Here is a 15461-nt window from a genome sequence, read left to right on the forward strand (position 1 = left end):
GGGGGATGTCCAACTTTTGGGGTGCAGTTCATGTTTCAGACGGCCTTTTTCTAATGAAAGGCTTAAACGGCTTCAGCTTCTTCTGCCAAGAAACCGCGCAGTTTTTGCATGGCTTTGGCTTCGATTTGGCGGATGCGTTCGGCAGATACGCCGTATTCGGCAGCCAATTCGTGCAGGGTCAAACCGCCATCGTCTTGCAACCAGCGGCTTTCAACGATACGACGGCTGCGGTCGTCCAGTTGCGCCAAGGCGTTTTGCAGGCCTTCGGTTTGCAGGGCGTAGTGGGCTTGTTTGGACAACTGACGGCTAGGCTCTGCATCGTGATCGGCCAACCAGTCGATAGGGGCGAAGTTGTCCTCGTCATCGTTGTTTTCTGCCATGATGCCGATGTCGTGACCGGTCATGCGTTGCTCCATTTCCAAGACTTCGGACAATTTGACGCCCAAATCGTCGGCGATTTCTTGCGCTTCTTTTGGAGACAAAGCATTCAAGTTTTTACGCATGCTGCGCAGATTGAAGAACAGTTTGCGTTGCGGTTTGGTGGTGGCAACGCGGACCAAACGCCAGTTGCGCAAAATGAATTCGTGGATTTCGGCTTTAATCCAATGCACGGCAAACGAAAATAGGCGCGCGCCGCGACTTGGTTCGTAGCGTTTGACGGCTTTCATCAGGCCGATATTGCCTTCTTGAATCAGGTCGGCTTGGTTGAGGCCGTAGCCGTCGTAGCCGCGTGCAATGGATACGACGACGCGAAGATGCGACAGGATAAGCTGTTTGGCGGCGTTAAGGTCGCCTTTTTGTTGACGTTCCGCCAGTTGTGTTTCTTCTTCGGCGGTAAGCATGGGAATGCTGTTGACAGTATGAATGTATTGCTCGAGGCTACCGTTGCCGCTGTGGATAACAGGTAATGCAAAAGCTTTATTCATGAAGGGTGCCTTCCTTGATTGAGCCGTCTGAAGACGGCTTTTTGTTTATTGTGTGACAAGCAGTATAACACTGCCTGTGGTTTGTTTTGTTATGGGTTGGATTTTTTCTGTAAATTAACGATAGATTCAATAGTTTTTACTGCTTGAATCGCAAGGGTTGATTGTCTTAGAAAATTTGAGTGATTTGCTAGGTTTTGGTTAAGTATATTACAAACATTTCTGTATGTAAATAGTTTTGGTGATAAAAAAGACCTTGTATAACAAGATATTAAAAATTTTTTTTATTCTGGTTTTTTCCGGCCAATCAGGATAAGGAATACGCCGATAACGGCCAAAATGCTGATAAGCCATGTTGAGCCGCCTGCTTTCATATAAGGCGTTTCGCCGATATAGCCTTTGACGTGGCCTTCGAGGACGGTTTCCGTATTCGGTTGGGCTTCGGCAACAATCGTACCTTTAGGGGAAATAATGGCGGTCGCGCCGGTATTGGTGGCGCGAACCATGTAGCGGCCCAGTTCCATTGCACGCGCTTGGGACTGTTGAAGCTGCTGGTACATGGCATTGGATTTGCCATACCACGCCATATTGCTGATGTTGGCAAGCAAGGTGGAGCGTTTCGCCGTTGCAATGAGTTCGTCGCCGAAACCGTCTTCATAGCAGATATTGAAGGCGACTTTTTGATCTTTCATCACCAAAGGCGCTTGGTTGTCGCCTCCTTTTTGAAAGTCGGCCAAAGGCATATCCATCATTTTATAGAGGCGCTCGGTAATGGTGGGCAAGGGCTTGTATTCGCCAAATGGAACGAGGTGGTTCTTGGCGTAGTAGGGGATGACATCGGAAGTACTGTTGTGATATTCGCTCAAATTGATGACTGCATTTTCGTAGCCATTGCCGTCGGGCGTATATTGGCTGATGCCGATGGCCAATGCGCTGCCGTTGCTTTGTGCCTGTTCGGCGAATTGTTCCAAGATGCCTTCGGGCAGGTCTTGGCGCATCAGCGGCAGGGCGGTTTCAGGCAGGATGACAATGTCGGCACTGGTCTTGCTGATTTGTTCGTAGTATTTCTGAATGGTCGGGATAATTTGCTCTTCCTTCCATTTCAGATTTTGCTCGATGTTGCCTTGAATCAGGGCAACCGTGCTGGTGCTGCCGTCGGGGCGGGTGTATTCGGTTTGTTGGGAAATGTAGCCGACGGAGCAGAGCGCAACGATAAGGAATAAGGGCAGCAGGCGGTGTTTCAGACGGCCGTGGTTGTCAATCAGCAACACCAGCCATGCGCTGAGGAAAGCAGTTGCCAGCGTGACCATATGAATGCCGCCCAAAGGCGCGAAACCTGCCAACGGGCTGTCTTTGATGATTTGGGAATAGCCGATTGCGCCCCAGCCGAACCCGGTCAGGAAACGTTCGCGGGCAAATTCTGCCAGCGTCCACAAAATCGGCAGCAGGAGACCGGTTTTGGCCCAGCGCGACAGGTTGCATTTTCTCCACACCCAAAAACAGATGGCTGGATAAAGTGCAAGAAACGCCGGCAGCAGGAAGGTGAGGGGGATGGCGTATGAATCCGGCAAACCCGAAACATCATGCAAGGCAGTGTGTATCCAATAAAACTGGGCCGTATAACCGATTAATCCGAACAGATAGGCTGTCATGACGGCAAAGCGCGGACGCAATTCAATCAGGCGTATCAGCGCGCCAAACAACAGCGGCATCAGCCAGAAATGATAATACGGGGCGAAAGTGAACGGTGTCGCGGCGGCAATCAAGATGACCAGCGGCCAGTACAGCAGCGGATGTTGCCAATATTGTTCGAGTTTACGGAAAATATTCATGCTTTAAATGGTATTGAGGCCGTCTGAAAAGTTTTCAGACGGCAGGGAAACAAAATCAGTCTTTTTGAAATAATTTCATTGCAGGCAGGACGATTGCGCAAGCCAATGCACCGGCGGCTACTCCGACCACCAGATTGGCGATATGTTCCATCATACCGCTGTCCCAATGCTGCGCATGGAGGAAATCGTGCAAAAAGCCAAGGTTGTGGGCAATCAGTCCGCCGCCGACTAAGAACATCGCCAGCGTGCCGACAATACTCAAGCCGCGCATAAACCAAGGCATAAATGAAATCAAACCGCGTCCGATACCTTGTACGGCGGCGCTTTTTTGGCGCATCAACATCATGCCGAGGTCGTCAAGTTTGACGATAATGCCGACCAAACCATAGACCAATACCGTCATGCCGACACCGATGGCGGCCATCACCAAAGAACGCGTCATCAGGTCATATTTTTCAACAACGCCCAGCGCGATAATGATGATTTCGGCGGAGAGAATGAAATCTGTGCGGACCGCGCCTTTAACTTTTGTTTTTTCGTCTGTGACTTCAGGCTCGGCATTGTGTCCGTCTTCGTGTTCATTGCGGTGCAGAAATTTGTGCAACAGTTTTTCCACGCCTTCAAAACATAAATACACACCGCCGATCATCAGCAAGGGTGTAATCAGCGCAGGTAGGAAAGCGGAAAGCAACAGCGCAAGCGGCACCAGAATCAGCTTGTTGACCAGAGAGCCTTTTGCCACCGCCCAAATAATCGGCAATTCGCGCTCGGCGGATACGCCGGTTACCTGATTGGCGTTGAGCGCCAAATCGTCACCGACCACGCCGGCGGTTTTTTTGGCGGCGACTTTGGTCATCATCGCTACATCATCCAAAACGGCGGTAATATCGTCCAAAAGCGTAAAGAGAGAGGCAAAGGCCATAATGTTGTCCGGATAAAATCAAATAAACGCGCGATTATATATGAAAATTCAGTTGCTTGAATGGTTTCAGACGGCCGTTGACGGAAATTAACCAAAGGCCGTCTGAAAATGCTATTTCGGCGTATAACGTCCTGCCATGGCTTTATACACCATATTTTCGTATTTTAAGGCTTCATAGCGTTGGTTCAGCAGGTTTTGAGCCGAGCTGTATTCCGAATTCAAAGCCTCCAGCCAGTCTTTCAGTTCGTTTTTACCGTGTTGGTAGCGTACTTGATAGTAATGGCTGTTTTTCTTGTCCAACTGATAACGTTGTTCCTGATTGGCAAGGCTGGCCTGCGCGTTTCGGTAGGCAAGGTAGTTGGTGTTGACCTCGTTGAGCGCGGTGGTCAGGGCTTTTTCAAAATTCAGCTTGGCACTGTCCATCTCCGCTTGTACGGTTTTGTCTTTCCATTTCATGGTCTGCCAATTAAGGAAAGGCAGATTGATGGTGGCCGAACCGCCCAACATAGGGATATTGAACGTACTTTTTGCTTTGTCGGACGACGTACTCAAACTTGCGCCCAAAGTAATCGACGGATACCAACTGCGTTTTTGCGCGTTGACCGATTGTTGCGACGCTTGCAGGCGGTATTCGGCGGCGCGCAGGTCGGGGCGGTTCGCCAATACGGTAATCGGTACGTCGAGGTTCACGCCTTTGACTGGCAGCAGGCGGAACTGTGCCGGATCGGCGGCCATGTTTTCAGACGGCCTTAAATTCAATAAATTACGCAAAACCTGTTTTTGCGTATCCAAATTGTTTTGCAAAGACAACAGGCTGTTTTCCGCGCTCAGCAATGACTGTTTGGCTTGGGTCGGCTGGCTGGAGTCGGCCCGGCCATAGCGGAACTTGGCATTCGCAATGCGGTTGATTTCCTGATATTGCTTCAGCGATTTTTGCGCCAACTCGATGGCTTCGTTCAGGTAGGCGATATTGAAATACGCATCGGCGACATTATTAATCAAAGTCAGGCGTGTGTTGGCCATGTCTTCATGCGTGGCTTGGTATTCCCATACCTGAGCATCGGCAGTGGCACTGAGTTTACGCCATAAATCCAATTCGTAGCTCAAGCCAAGCTGGCTGCTGAAGGTATTGCCGTGGCTGCCGGTTTTCAGGTTTTTAGAAGCGTTCGCGCCCAACGAGCCGCTGAACGAAGGCACCAAATCCGCACCCAAAATATTGGCTTGATACAAAGCCTTGTTGACGCTGATGGCTGCCTGTTTCAAATCGACATTGTTGGCCAGCGCCTGCTCCATCAGCGCGTTGAGCTGCGGGCTTTGGTAGATTTCCCACCAGTTGCCGTTTACATCGTAGCGTTCGGCAGTTTCCGCCGTGCTCATGACTTGGCCGGTCGCTTCCAGTGTTAGGTTCGGATTGGCTTTAGGTGCGGCGCACGCACTTAGGGCAAGGGCAACAGCCAATGATAAGGCTGCTTGGGAAAAAGGTTTCGTCTTCATAAAAAATCTTTCGGGTAACAGCATTTCAGACGGCCCTAAGATAATAGGCCGTCTGAAACATAATCAATCCTGAGCCAGCGCATCAATCGGGTTGAGCTTGGAAGCCTTGTTGGCAGGCATAAAGCCGAACGCGACGCCGATGGCGGTGGAGCAGACAACTGCGCCGATGACGGAAGTCATGGAAATGCTCATTGGGAAGTCGGTAACAAAATAGTTGAACACCAGGCTGATGCTTGCGGACAACAATACGCCTGACAGGCCGCCGATGATACAGATTAAGACGGCCTCAATCAGAAACTGTTGCAAAATATTGTTGCGGCGTGCGCCGATTGCCATGCGGACGCCGATTTCTTTGGTGCGCTCGGTAACGGAGACCAGCATGATGTTCATCACGCCGATACCGCCGACCACCAAAGAGATGACCGCGATGGAAGAAATCAGCAGCGTCATGGTGCCGGTTGTGCTTTCAACCATTTCTTTGATACTGTCGCTGTTGTTCATAAAGAAGTCTTCTGTGCCGTGGCGTGCTTTCAGTAGCTCGGTTAGGCTTTTTTCGGCAACTTGCGTGTTGGCATCGTCTTTGATTTTGACAACGATGGAGTTGGTATGGCTCTCGCCGGTAATTTGGTGCATGACCGTTGTATAAGGCGACCAAAGCATCAGCGAGTCTGAATTGCCGAACGAGTTGTCATCTTTTTTCATAATGCCGATGACGGTTAGCGGGCGTTTTTTGAAGAGGATGGTTTTACCTAAAGGATTGACGCCTTCGCCGAAGAGTTTGGTTTTGGTGTTTTGGTCGATAACGACGACTTGGGCATCGGTTTTGACATCGTCATCATCAAACAGACGGCCTTCTTCCAATTTCAAACCGCGCACATCGAAATATTGTTCGCCTACGCCGTAAAGCGAGGCGGTCAGGTCGGTGTTGCGGTAGGTCAAGGTGCCGCCGGAGTTGGTTTGAGGGGTGGCGGATGCGACGTAGCTTTGTTGGCTGATGGCTTTTGCGTCATTAATCGTCAGTGTTTTGATTCGTCCGCTTCTACGGTCGCCAAAACCACGGCCGGGGAAGATGCTGATGGTGTTTGTGCCCATCGAGTTGATGTCTTCCAAGATTTTTTGTTGCGAGCCATTACCCAATGCCACTACTGATACCACCGAAGCGATACCGATGATAATCCCCAGCATGGTCAGCAGCGAACGCATCTTGTGCGCCATAATCGCCTGTACCGACATTTTAAATGCTTCCATAAATTGATCGTAATAAAACGACCAGGAAGCTTTTTCTTTAATCCTCTCCACTTTGCTTGGCGGAATATCCGGATTTTTAGACGTATCTGAAATAATCTGACCGTCGCGGATTTCGATGACGCGGTTTGCGTTTGCCGCAATGCCCGGATCGTGGGTGACCATAATCACGGTATGCCCGTCTTCGTGCAGCTTATGGATGATTTCCATCACGTTTTTACCGCTGGCGGTATCCAATGCGCCGGTCGGCTCGTCGGCAAAGATGATTTCGCCGCCGTTCATCAACGCGCGGGCAATCGAAACGCGTTGTTGCTGACCGCCGGAAAGTTCGCTGGGTTTGTTGCCTTCTTTATTTTGCAAACCCAAATCGCCCAACAGTTTTTCCGCACGTTCCGCACGCTCTTTACTGTCCATGCCCATATACACGGCAGGCAGAGCGACGTTGTCTCGGGCGGTCAGCGAGCTTAACAGGTTGTAACGCTGGAAAATAAAGCCGAAACGCTCACGGCGCAAAGCCGCAAGCTCATCCGGCTGCATTTGCGATGTTTCGATGCCGTCGATTTGATAAGAGCCGGAAGTAGCGGTATCCAGACAGCCCAAAATATTCATCAGCGTCGATTTGCCCGAGCCGGATTGGCCGATAATCGCCACAAAGTCGCCTTTCTCAATAGAAAGGCTGACATCTTTCAATACATGCACACGGTTTTCACCGTTACCGAAAAAACGGTTGATATTCTTACATTCGATTAAACTCATAATCTTTCCGGGCGAAAAATAGAAACACAGGAACTAAGGCCGTCTGAAACACAGCCAAATCTTTCAGACGGCCTTAATCAATCAGCGAGGAGGGCCGCCACCCATCATCGCGCGTTCGCTGCTCTTATTCTTTTCATCTGCGCTCATTTCAGAAACAATCACTTTTTCGCCTTCTTTCAAGCCGCTTTTGATTTCGGTATTCATGCTGTCTTTCAAGCCGACAGTCACTTCGCGTTCTACCGCTTTATTGTCTGCCCCCAAAATGCTGACATAGGATTTGCCGTTATGCTTTTTCACGGTCAGTGTCGGTACCAGTAAGACATTCTTCACGCCGTTGATTTCGATCGTGTTTTGAGTGGTCATACCGATAGAAAGTTTGCCTTCGGGATTTGGCACCAGTGCACGGGCATAGTAGTAAATCGCATTGGAAGTCGTGTCCGTGCTGCTGGTGTAGTTGCCCAAAGACATGGTGGTCAGGCCGGGGTCAACGCTGTCCAATTTCGCTTTAATCGGAGTGTCCGGCTCGGACAAAATGGTGAACGAAATATCCTGACCGGCTTTGACTTTCGTGATGTCGCCCTCGGCAATCTGCATTTTGTTTAACATGGTTTCCAAGTTGGCCAGTTGGATAATGGTCGGCGTAGATTGCGCCGCATTGACGGATTGGCCTTCTTCAACAGGAATGGCGACCACAGTGCCGTCCATGGTGGCGGTAATCCGCGTGTGGCCCAGTTCGGATTCGGCTGTATTGATGGAGATTTTTGATTGTTTGATGGCGGCTTTCAGTTCGGCGACATTGGCTTTGGCCGCGGCTAAAGAGTCTTGTGCAGATTCCAAGTCTTCCTTGGAAGTCGCCTGTTCTTTCCATAAGGCAAATTCGCGTTTATATTTTTTCTCCGCACTGGAAAGCGCGATTTCGGCAGAAACCAATTTTGCCTGATAGGTTTCCAGTTTGGATTTTTCGGTATTCAACGTGTTGATCTGATTGGTTGAGTTGATTTCTGCAATCAGATCACCTTTTTTCACTTGCTGGCCCAGTTTCACATATAGTTTTTTAATCTGACCTGAAGCTTCCGCGCCTACGGATACTAAATTGGAAGGCGAGATTTCGCCGGTTGCCGACACGGTTTGACGGATATCGCCGCGTTTGACTACTTCAGTAATAAAAGAAGACTGAGGCTCAGGCTTCATCAAAGACCAGCCGCCGAAAGCCGCAGCCACGATAACAGCCGTACCGGCCGCCCACTTGAAAACTTTAGACATATAAAAAGAACCAATTCAATAAAATAACGTCGCAGACAAGCAACAAATATATTGATAGAAACAAAAAAACAACTGGATTTTACTGTAAAGACCAAGTCCGACCAAGAGACGGTCGGCTTAAATTGAAGTTTAACTTATTGAAATAAAAAATAAAGGGCAGTAAACATTTTTCAGAATTTGCACCTCATTTACATAAATTCCCAAACTCCCTCCGAATCTGAACATTTAATCCGCAAGAAAACTACTATAATATTCACGTCTTATTCTAATTATTTACGACATAAATACAATGAAACACCAACAAGGCTTCACGCTTATCGAGCTGCTGATAGTCGTTGTGATTGCAGCCATTCTCGCTACCATCGCATATCCGTCTTATCAAAACTACATCCGCCAAACGCGCCTTGCCGCCGTCCGCACGCAGATGCTGCATAACGCCCAACAGCTCGAACGCTACTACACTCAAAAAAGTACATTTGTAGGGTTTCCTGCTGGAAATTTACAGCAGAATCAATATTTCGATATTAGTTTTTCCGAGGGTACGGCTTCTATACCTAATCCTTCCGATTCAGGTTATATTTTGAAGGCAGAGCCTAACAAAGAAACCAACGCAAATGAAACCTGTACCGTTTATTACAACGACAGCGGTATCATCTGGGCAAGCAGCGACAAGCAAAACTGTCCCGGTTATGAAATGCCAAAATCAGAATAAATCGAAAGATAAAAGGCCGTCTGAATTTCAGACGGCCTTTTTGATGGTTTGGCTGTATAAGGACATTAGCTTAAACAGGGCAAAGATCGGTAATCCCGACCTGATGCGAAGTCAATCTTAGCCTTTGCGGCGCGGTTCGTCAGGGCGGATGCGTGAAGCCAGTTGGTCGAGGATGCCATTGACGAATTTATGGCCATCGGTGCCGCCGAAAGTTTTGGTGACTTCGATGGCTTCGTTGATGATGACAGGGTAGGGGGTCTCAGGCATGGTGCTCAGCTCATGGCAGGCAACCAGCAAAACGGCGCGTTCGATAGGACTGAGGTCTTTTTCGTCGCGGTCGAGCAGGGGGCTGATTTTTTCCATGTATTCTTCGGCATGGGTTTGTGCGCCGAAAAACAGTTTGTTGAACAGCTCTTCATCCATATTGGATGTTTGGGACAGTTCGTGGATGTTTTTGGCAATTTCGGGAGCGGCGGTTTTGTTGATGCCTGCTTGATAAATAGCTTGTACGGCAAGCTCGCGTGCGCGGCGGCGTGGGCTTTTCATGGGTATTCCTTGTGAAGAGAGCGCCGAGGGTTGTCGGCTGAATATTGAATGATTCAGACGGCCTCAATGTCATGATTGAGAGGCCGTCTGAAAATATGCGGTATTCAATACGGAGAGAAACTTATTCTTCGTCGTCTTCGTATTGTTCTGACAAAAGATGGTTGACCAAGTTGGCACATTCTACGGCAACTTTGGCGGCATCGGAGGCTTTTTCTTCGATGCGTGCAACGGCTTGTTCGTCGTTTTCAGTTGTCAGGATGGCGTTGGCGATAGGGATGTTGTAGTCAAGGGCAACGCGGCTGACACCTGCGCCGGACTCATTGGATACCAATTCAAAGTGGTAGGTTTCGCCACGAATGACAACGCCGATGGCAATCAGGGCATCGAATTGTTCGGATGAAGCGAGGTTCATCAGCGCGATAGGCACTTCAAGCGCGCCGGGAACGGTGGCAAGCGTGATGTTGTCTTCGGATACGCCCAATTCTTTTAAGGTGCGGCAGCAAATTTTGACCATTTCGCTGCCGATTTCGTTGGTGAAGCGGGCTTGAACGATGCCGATGCGCAGGTTGGTGCCATCGAGGCGTGGTTCGATAATGTTCATGATGATTCCTTCAATATTTGTGAAATAGGGATTCGGCTCGGTTTCAGACGGCCTTGTTATAAAGAAGGCCGTCTGAAACGAAATGGGGATGGATTATTCTTGCGGCTGCCAATCGGCAACGGCTTGGAACTCGCCGTCTTCGTTCAATTCCCACGCGCTGCCTTCTGCCTGAGTCAGCAGGGGCGCAATGTCGGGATTGTCTGCGGTAATGGCGGAGAGACTGACAATGCTGAAGTTGTCGGGATTGTCGGTGTATTCGTCGGTTTCGTCGCCGCTGAAAATACGCCAGCCGCTGTCATTTTCAAATACGGGGGCTTCGCGGTAGAGGAAGCCGACGGGCTCGCCTTGTTCGGCGACGGTGTTGGTAACGATGCAGCGGTCGAGCGCTGCGGCCAATGCTTGGGCAAATTTGTTCATAGAGTTGACAAAGAGATGATTTGGCATGATTTTACACGATTCGCCACTTTTCCGCACGGATGTGTGCAGGGGCGGTTTGATGGTACAATGTCGGCAAGTGCCGTCAGGTTTGAACATGACGGCTTTTGATTGTTTATCGGCTTGAGGGACGCAAGAAACAATGAGCCAAAATAAAAAAGTTGCCGGTGTAGCCTTTTTATTTTGTTTCACTGCGGATGAGGCGTGCTTTCCGGCTGTTTTTTGAAAGTATGGAATGAAACCTGATTTGCTCAAACAGCAGGCGCATCGAGCGATTCAAAAGCGTCTGGGCTATGAGTTCCGCAATATGGAGCTGCTTCAGCAGGCTTTGACCCACCGCAGCTACAATGCCAAACACAATGAGCGTTTTGAATTTGTCGGCGATTCGATTTTGAACTATTCCGTGGCGCGGATGTTGTTTGACGCTTTTCCGAAATTGTCGGAAGGCGAGTTGTCGCGGATGCGCGCGGCTTTGGTGAATGAAGGTGTATTGGCTGAAATCGCGTTGGAAATGAATGTCGGCGACGGTTTGTATTTGGGTGCCGGCGAGTTGAAGAGCGGCGGTTTCAGACGGCCTTCGATTTTGGCCGATGCGATGGAGGCGATGTTTGCGGCGGTCAGTTTTGACGCGGATTTTTCTGCGGCGGAAAAAGTGGTTCGCCATTTGTTTGCGGAACGCGTGAAACGTGCGGATTTGAATATCGGCAAGAAAGACAGTAAAACCGCTTTGCAGGAAGCCTTGCAGGCACGCCGCTTTGCCCTGCCGAAATATCGAATCGAAGAGCAGGCGGAGCAGACGGCTGATGCGATGTTTGTGATTTCCTGCGATTTGGGCGAACTTGGTTTCATCTGCAATGCACGCGGCAGCAGCCGGAAAGTAGCCGAGCAAAAAGCGGCATGTGAAGCCTTGGAGTGGTTGGAACAGAAGTTTCCTTTGAAAAAATCTAAAAAATAATATTTCAGACGGCCTTTGAGAAAATGCAAAGGCCGTCTGAAACAATCAAGAAAGTCATATATAAATGGATATCGAAACCTTTTTGCAAAACGAGTCGCAACACCCGACGGATTATCGTTGCGGCTTTGTGGCCATCGTGGGTCGCCCGAATGTCGGCAAATCCACGCTGATGAACCATTTAATTGGTCAGAAAATCAGTATTACCAGTAAAAAAGCACAAACCACGCGCAACCGTGTAACCGGTATTTACACCGACGACACGGCGCAATTTGTGTTTGTCGATACGCCGGGTTTTCAAACCAATCACCGCAATGCTTTGAATGACCGACTTAATCAAAACGTAACCGAAGCGTTGAGCGGCGTGGACGTAGTGGTTTTTGTGGTGGAAGCCATGCGCTTTACCGATGCCGACCGCGTGGTACTGAAGCAGTTGCCTAAGCATACGTCTGTGGTATTGGTGGTCAATAAAATTGATAAAGACAAAGCCAAAGACAAATTTGCGCTTGAGGCGTTTATCAATGAAGTGCGCCAAGAGTTTGAATTTGCCGCCAGCGAGGCAGTCAGCGCGAAACATGGCCTGCGTATTGCCAATCTGTTGGAACTGCTCAAGCCTTATCTGCCGGAAAGTATCCCGATGTATCCGGAAGATATGGTCACGGACAAATCCAGCCGATTCCTGGCGATGGAAATTGTGCGTGAAAAACTGTTCCGCTATTTGGGCGAAGAGCTGCCGTATGCGATGAATGTTGAAGTGGAGCAGTTTGAGGAAGAGGAAAGCGGACTGTTCCGCATTTATATCGCTGTGTTGGTCGATAAAGACAGCCAAAAGGCGATTTTGATTGGCAAGGGTGGGGAGAAATTGAAGAAAATTTCTACTGAAGCCCGCCTTGATATGGAAAAATTGTTTGATACCAAAGTTTTTTTGAAGATTTGGGTGAAAGTAAAATCTGGTTGGGCAGATGATATTCGTTTTCTGCGCGAATTGGGTTTGTAATTTGATGTGTTTGAACAAAAGGCCGTCTGAAAAACTTTCAGACGGCCTTTTGTTTGATTAAGTCAACAATTCAGCCAGGCGTTTGACGATTTCATCCGCTGCTTGGCGTTTGGATGTTTCCGGAAATGAAGTTTCGGCAAGGTCATCAATAATGGTGATTTGATTGGTTGGCTTACCCATGGAAACGGAAACTTGGTTGGCTACCAGCATCGGTACGTTTTTGCGCAAACGTTTTGCCCGTGCAAATTTCAAAACCTGATGGCTTTCGGCAGCAAAGCCAACGCAGAATGGTGGAGAAGGCAGGGCGGCAACGGATGCGAGAATATCTGGATTTTCCGTCAGTTCGATAACCGGGGGCTGATTACCGTTTTTCTTCAGTTTCTCGTTGCTACTGTTTTTGACTTTGTAGTCTGCAACGGCTGCAACGGAAATAAAGATATCTTGTTCATGGATATGGCGGTGAACTGCCTGATACATGGCTTCTGCGCTGACAGCTTGTTCGGAATGAGCCAAGCCTGCTGGCAAGGCCGTCTGAATTTGACCGTAAATCAGCGTGACTTTCGCTCCGGCAGCACGGCACGCACGCGCTAAAGCCATGCCCATTTGTCCGCTGGAAATATTGGTAATGCCGCGGACAGGATCAATGGCTTCAAACGTTGCGCCGGCTGTAATCAGAACTTTTTTGCCGCTCAGTAGCTTGGGTGTCCATAAATCTTCTAGCAAATCTGCCAGATCGACCGCTTCGACCATTCTACCTGTACCTGTTTCACCGCAAGCCTGTTCGCCACTGTTTGGGTAAAACACGGTAATGCCGTCTGAAACCAGTTGCTCAATATTGCGCAGGTTGGCAGGGTTGTTCCACATTTCGACATTCATTGCAGGTGCAACGGCCAAAGGACATTTTCTAGCTGCCACCAAGTTGGTCAGTAGATTATCAGCTAATCCGTTGGCAATTTTGGCAATCGTATTGGCAGTGGCTGGCGCAATAAGAAATGCGTCAGCTTCACGCGTCAGATTGATGTGCGCCATGCCATTATTGGAAGCACCTGAATAGGTATCCGATAAAACAGGGTTGCCAGTTAAAGCTTGGAAAGTCAGTGAGGAGACAAATTCTGTCGCAGAATCCGTCATCACTACTGATACAGAATGTCCTTGCTTTTTCAGCAGCCTGACCAGTTCACAAGATTTATACGCCGCAATACCGCCGGTAATGCCGAGGAGAATGTGTTTGCTCATAAATAACGAGTTCATTAAATGAGATATATAGGAATCAAATCAAATTATATTTGTTCGATGTTGATTCTGGCCAGTTTTGCTTTAATCGCATTACCATATCTCTTCGGCAAAAATGCTGAAACCGCTCCGTTTTTTACTTCAGTCACATAACTGCAGACTTTAAATTCAAGAACAACATTGAGCGAGTAGTCCGGATTGACCAAAGGTGAAGCACTGGAGTACAGCGTCCATTTTGCCAGGCTGCCGTCTTCACAATCAGTCGTTGCGTTAAAGCTGGTAACCCCTTCGCTGAAAGCGATTTGATAATTAGGGTAAAACTCGCCGGGAATTTCGTGTGCATTACAGAAATCAAATAATCTGTCATGTGCGAACAGATTCTGACGGATATAGGCCCACAATTCTTTTTCTAGAAAATCTTGGTCGGCAAAATGTCTGGAAGGGTAGCCCTCGTCGACAAAGTTTTGAATCCTTTCCTGCATATCTGGGACTGCACCCGCTTTAGCGCCCCACATACCTGCAAGAATTAGGGCGGTATGCGAGCCTGAGTCGCGAATAGTGTGGAATAGGGTGCCACTTTTTATCCATTCGGATACGGCCGCTGCATCACGATAACAAATAATAGAGTCTGCATCACGGAAAATAACGTATTCAACCTCAGGATCATTAATGGCAAGAAAGCGCCACATCGTACCCGGCCAGTTGTCCAATGGATCGCCAACTTTAATTACTTCTGCTCCGTTATTTCTAAATCGTTGAATAGCTTCAGCCGATACAGAATCGTCGACATAAAAACGACATGTCCAACCGGGGAAAAGCACAGGTGCAAGCTGGGTATTTAAGACGGCAGGCTCAATATATTTGGAATTATTGCCAAATAAAGAAAAGGAGATAATCCGTTTGCCGTTTTTTGGAGCTGGTATCGGAATGATTTCATGCTCTAGGTCTGGAATAGCTTTATCTTTTAGGGCCAAAGCCTGATGACCGTAAAACCCGGTTTTTTCCCAATTATCTAGAGCGCCATAAGCGTGCGCAAGTGAATCCAAAGCAGGAATATAGGTACTATCCAGCTCTGGCGTTTTCATTTCAGCCTCAATGGCTTTTCCCATTTCAATTGCTTCAGATAGGCATAAGCAACTTTATGATGAAATTCTGCAGATTGCGGATTGAGAAGGCAAAGAATCTCGGCACGTTTTAGCGCTTCCTCGTAATTTTCCTCTTCGATAAAAGAGTGATATGCTTGTTCAAATTTTTGTTGAATCTTTTCGTTACTCATAATAGGGACTATTCTGGAATTTATGATTGTTTTATTGGAGAAAGTAGAGATTGTAAGAGTAGATGGGACTAAAGCGCCAGTAATATAGAGATATAGAGTGTTTGAATGTGGCAATTAAGAGTAAAGCCGCAGGGCTATTTATCTTAGGGTATCTGGTTTATCTATTGAATGATAAAATTCAATAAATTTTAAATTATTTAAATACAGATAGTTGTGAGAAATTTTTAATTTTTTTGAAATTGGGTGTTGACTGGTTTTGCTGGGAGGCGTATAG

At 48.3% G+C, this 15461-nt stretch carries 15 protein-coding genes; 3 read left to right on the forward strand and 12 right to left on the reverse strand.

The genetic code is table 11. From position 1 onward, the window contains the following. Positions 1-62: 62 nt before the first annotated feature. From rpoH to HMPREF2872_RS05580, 6 genes are all read right to left on the reverse strand, one after another. Entirely contained in the window at positions 63-926 is an 864-nt protein-coding gene (gene rpoH, locus HMPREF2872_RS05555; RefSeq protein ID WP_004519690.1) for an RNA polymerase sigma factor RpoH, read from the reverse strand. Positions 927-1207: 281 nt separating this feature from the next. Next, the gene (gene lnt / locus HMPREF2872_RS05560) at positions 1208-2755 is read right to left on the reverse strand and encodes an apolipoprotein N-acyltransferase (protein ID WP_070631876.1); all 1548 of its coding nucleotides are present in this window, start codon (positions 2753-2755) and stop codon (positions 1208-1210) included. 55 nt (positions 2756-2810) lie between these two features. Next, positions 2811-3677 (reverse strand): DUF808 domain-containing protein, encoded by an 867-nt coding sequence (locus tag HMPREF2872_RS05565; RefSeq protein WP_070631878.1) that lies wholly within the window; start codon positions 3675-3677, stop codon positions 2811-2813. Positions 3678-3788: 111 nt separating this feature from the next. Then, a complete protein-coding gene (locus HMPREF2872_RS05570; RefSeq protein WP_070631881.1) occupies positions 3789-5171 on the reverse strand; it encodes an efflux transporter outer membrane subunit in 1383 nt (460 codons plus the stop codon). Between the two features lie 63 nt (positions 5172-5234). Beyond that, positions 5235-7172: a MacB family efflux pump subunit gene (locus HMPREF2872_RS05575; protein ID WP_049350955.1), complete on the reverse strand. Its 1938-nt coding sequence runs from the start codon at positions 7170-7172 to the stop codon at positions 5235-5237. Positions 7173-7253: 81 nt separating this feature from the next. Beyond that, on the reverse strand, positions 7254-8435 hold the full coding sequence (locus tag HMPREF2872_RS05580; protein WP_070631884.1) for an efflux RND transporter periplasmic adaptor subunit: 1182 nt from the start codon (positions 8433-8435) through the stop codon (positions 7254-7256). Positions 8436-8724: 289 nt separating this feature from the next. Between HMPREF2872_RS05580 and HMPREF2872_RS05585 the strand changes: the two genes are divergently transcribed. After that, entirely contained in the window at positions 8725-9147 is a 423-nt protein-coding gene (locus HMPREF2872_RS05585; RefSeq protein WP_070631887.1) for a type IV pilin protein, read from the forward strand. A gap of 117 nt (positions 9148-9264) precedes the next feature. Here HMPREF2872_RS05585 and nusB read toward each other — a convergent pair whose 3' ends face one another. The 3 genes from nusB to HMPREF2872_RS05600 all read right to left on the reverse strand — a co-directional run bounded on the left by nusB (position 9265) and on the right by HMPREF2872_RS05600 (position 10711). Further along, positions 9265-9693, reverse strand: a complete 429-nt coding sequence (gene nusB, locus HMPREF2872_RS05590; RefSeq protein WP_049350952.1) for a transcription antitermination factor NusB — start codon at positions 9691-9693, stop codon at positions 9265-9267. Positions 9694-9814: 121 nt separating this feature from the next. Then, positions 9815-10294: a 6,7-dimethyl-8-ribityllumazine synthase gene (gene ribH, locus HMPREF2872_RS05595; protein WP_070631889.1), complete on the reverse strand. Its 480-nt coding sequence runs from the start codon at positions 10292-10294 to the stop codon at positions 9815-9817. Positions 10295-10387: 93 nt separating this feature from the next. Further along, positions 10388-10711, reverse strand: coding sequence for a DUF2185 domain-containing protein (locus HMPREF2872_RS05600; protein ID WP_003748560.1), 324 nt, complete (start codon positions 10709-10711; stop codon positions 10388-10390). Between the two features lie 253 nt (positions 10712-10964). Here HMPREF2872_RS05600 and rnc point away from each other — a divergent pair, with 253 nt between their 5' ends. Beyond that, on the forward strand, positions 10965-11684 hold the full coding sequence (gene rnc / locus HMPREF2872_RS05605) for a ribonuclease III (RefSeq protein WP_003748556.1): 720 nt from the start codon (positions 10965-10967) through the stop codon (positions 11682-11684). A 64-nt stretch (positions 11685-11748) separates the two neighbouring features. Continuing rightward, positions 11749-12678: a GTPase Era gene (era, locus tag HMPREF2872_RS05610; RefSeq protein ID WP_070631893.1), complete on the forward strand. Its 930-nt coding sequence runs from the start codon at positions 11749-11751 to the stop codon at positions 12676-12678. A gap of 57 nt (positions 12679-12735) precedes the next feature. Here the strand turns inward: era and coaBC are convergent, their stop codons facing one another. The 3 genes from coaBC to HMPREF2872_RS12015 are packed head-to-tail and all read right to left on the reverse strand — an operon-like array spanning position 12736 to position 15187. After that, a complete protein-coding gene (gene coaBC, locus HMPREF2872_RS05615; protein ID WP_070631895.1) occupies positions 12736-13914 on the reverse strand; it encodes a bifunctional phosphopantothenoylcysteine decarboxylase/phosphopantothenate--cysteine ligase CoaBC in 1179 nt (392 codons plus the stop codon). A 44-nt stretch (positions 13915-13958) separates the two neighbouring features. After that, entirely contained in the window at positions 13959-15020 is a 1062-nt protein-coding gene (locus HMPREF2872_RS05620) for a hypothetical protein (RefSeq protein WP_283118994.1), read from the reverse strand. Continuing rightward, positions 14993-15187 carry a hypothetical protein gene (locus tag HMPREF2872_RS12015; RefSeq protein WP_283118995.1) on the reverse strand — a complete coding sequence of 65 codons (195 nt, stop codon included), beginning with the start codon at positions 15185-15187 and terminating at the stop codon, positions 14993-14995. The genes HMPREF2872_RS05620 and HMPREF2872_RS12015 overlap by 28 nt, the downstream gene beginning before the upstream one ends. Positions 15188-15461: the final 274 nt, after the last annotated feature.

The sequence above is a fragment of the Neisseria sp. HMSC069H12 genome (genome assembly GCF_001812735.1).
GTDB classification, from domain to species: Bacteria; Pseudomonadota; Gammaproteobacteria; order Burkholderiales; family Neisseriaceae; genus Neisseria; species Neisseria subflava.

What these genes read in the sequence shown, in the direction of transcription:
- HMPREF2872_RS12015 (WP_283118995.1), bottom strand. Translation starts at nt 15,187, where the DNA reads ATGAGTAACGAAAAGATTCAACAAAAATTTGAACAAGCATATCACTCT.
- HMPREF2872_RS05565 (WP_070631878.1), bottom strand. Translation starts at nt 3,677, where the DNA reads ATGGCCTTTGCCTCTCTCTTTACGCTTTTGGACGATATTACCGCCGTT.
- lnt (WP_070631876.1), bottom strand. Translation starts at nt 2,755, where the DNA reads ATGAATATTTTCCGTAAACTCGAACAATATTGGCAACATCCGCTGCTG.
- rnc (WP_003748556.1), top strand. Translation starts at nt 10,965, where the DNA reads ATGAAACCTGATTTGCTCAAACAGCAGGCGCATCGAGCGATTCAAAAG.
- era (WP_070631893.1), top strand. Translation starts at nt 11,749, where the DNA reads ATGGATATCGAAACCTTTTTGCAAAACGAGTCGCAACACCCGACGGAT.
- rpoH (WP_004519690.1), bottom strand. Translation starts at nt 926, where the DNA reads ATGAATAAAGCTTTTGCATTACCTGTTATCCACAGCGGCAACGGTAGC.
- ribH (WP_070631889.1), bottom strand. Translation starts at nt 10,294, where the DNA reads ATGAACATTATCGAACCACGCCTCGATGGCACCAACCTGCGCATCGGC.
- HMPREF2872_RS05600 (WP_003748560.1), bottom strand. Translation starts at nt 10,711, where the DNA reads ATGAACAAATTTGCCCAAGCATTGGCCGCAGCGCTCGACCGCTGCATC.
- HMPREF2872_RS05620 (WP_283118994.1), bottom strand. Translation starts at nt 15,020, where the DNA reads ATGGGAAAAGCCATTGAGGCTGAAATGAAAACGCCAGAGCTGGATAGT.
- coaBC (WP_070631895.1), bottom strand. Translation starts at nt 13,914, where the DNA reads ATGAGCAAACACATTCTCCTCGGCATTACCGGCGGTATTGCGGCGTAT.
- HMPREF2872_RS05575 (WP_049350955.1), bottom strand. Translation starts at nt 7,172, where the DNA reads ATGAGTTTAATCGAATGTAAGAATATCAACCGTTTTTTCGGTAACGGT.
- HMPREF2872_RS05580 (WP_070631884.1), bottom strand. Translation starts at nt 8,435, where the DNA reads ATGTCTAAAGTTTTCAAGTGGGCGGCCGGTACGGCTGTTATCGTGGCT.
- HMPREF2872_RS05570 (WP_070631881.1), bottom strand. Translation starts at nt 5,171, where the DNA reads ATGAAGACGAAACCTTTTTCCCAAGCAGCCTTATCATTGGCTGTTGCC.
- HMPREF2872_RS05585 (WP_070631887.1), top strand. Translation starts at nt 8,725, where the DNA reads ATGAAACACCAACAAGGCTTCACGCTTATCGAGCTGCTGATAGTCGTT.
- nusB (WP_049350952.1), bottom strand. Translation starts at nt 9,693, where the DNA reads ATGAAAAGCCCACGCCGCCGCGCACGCGAGCTTGCCGTACAAGCTATT.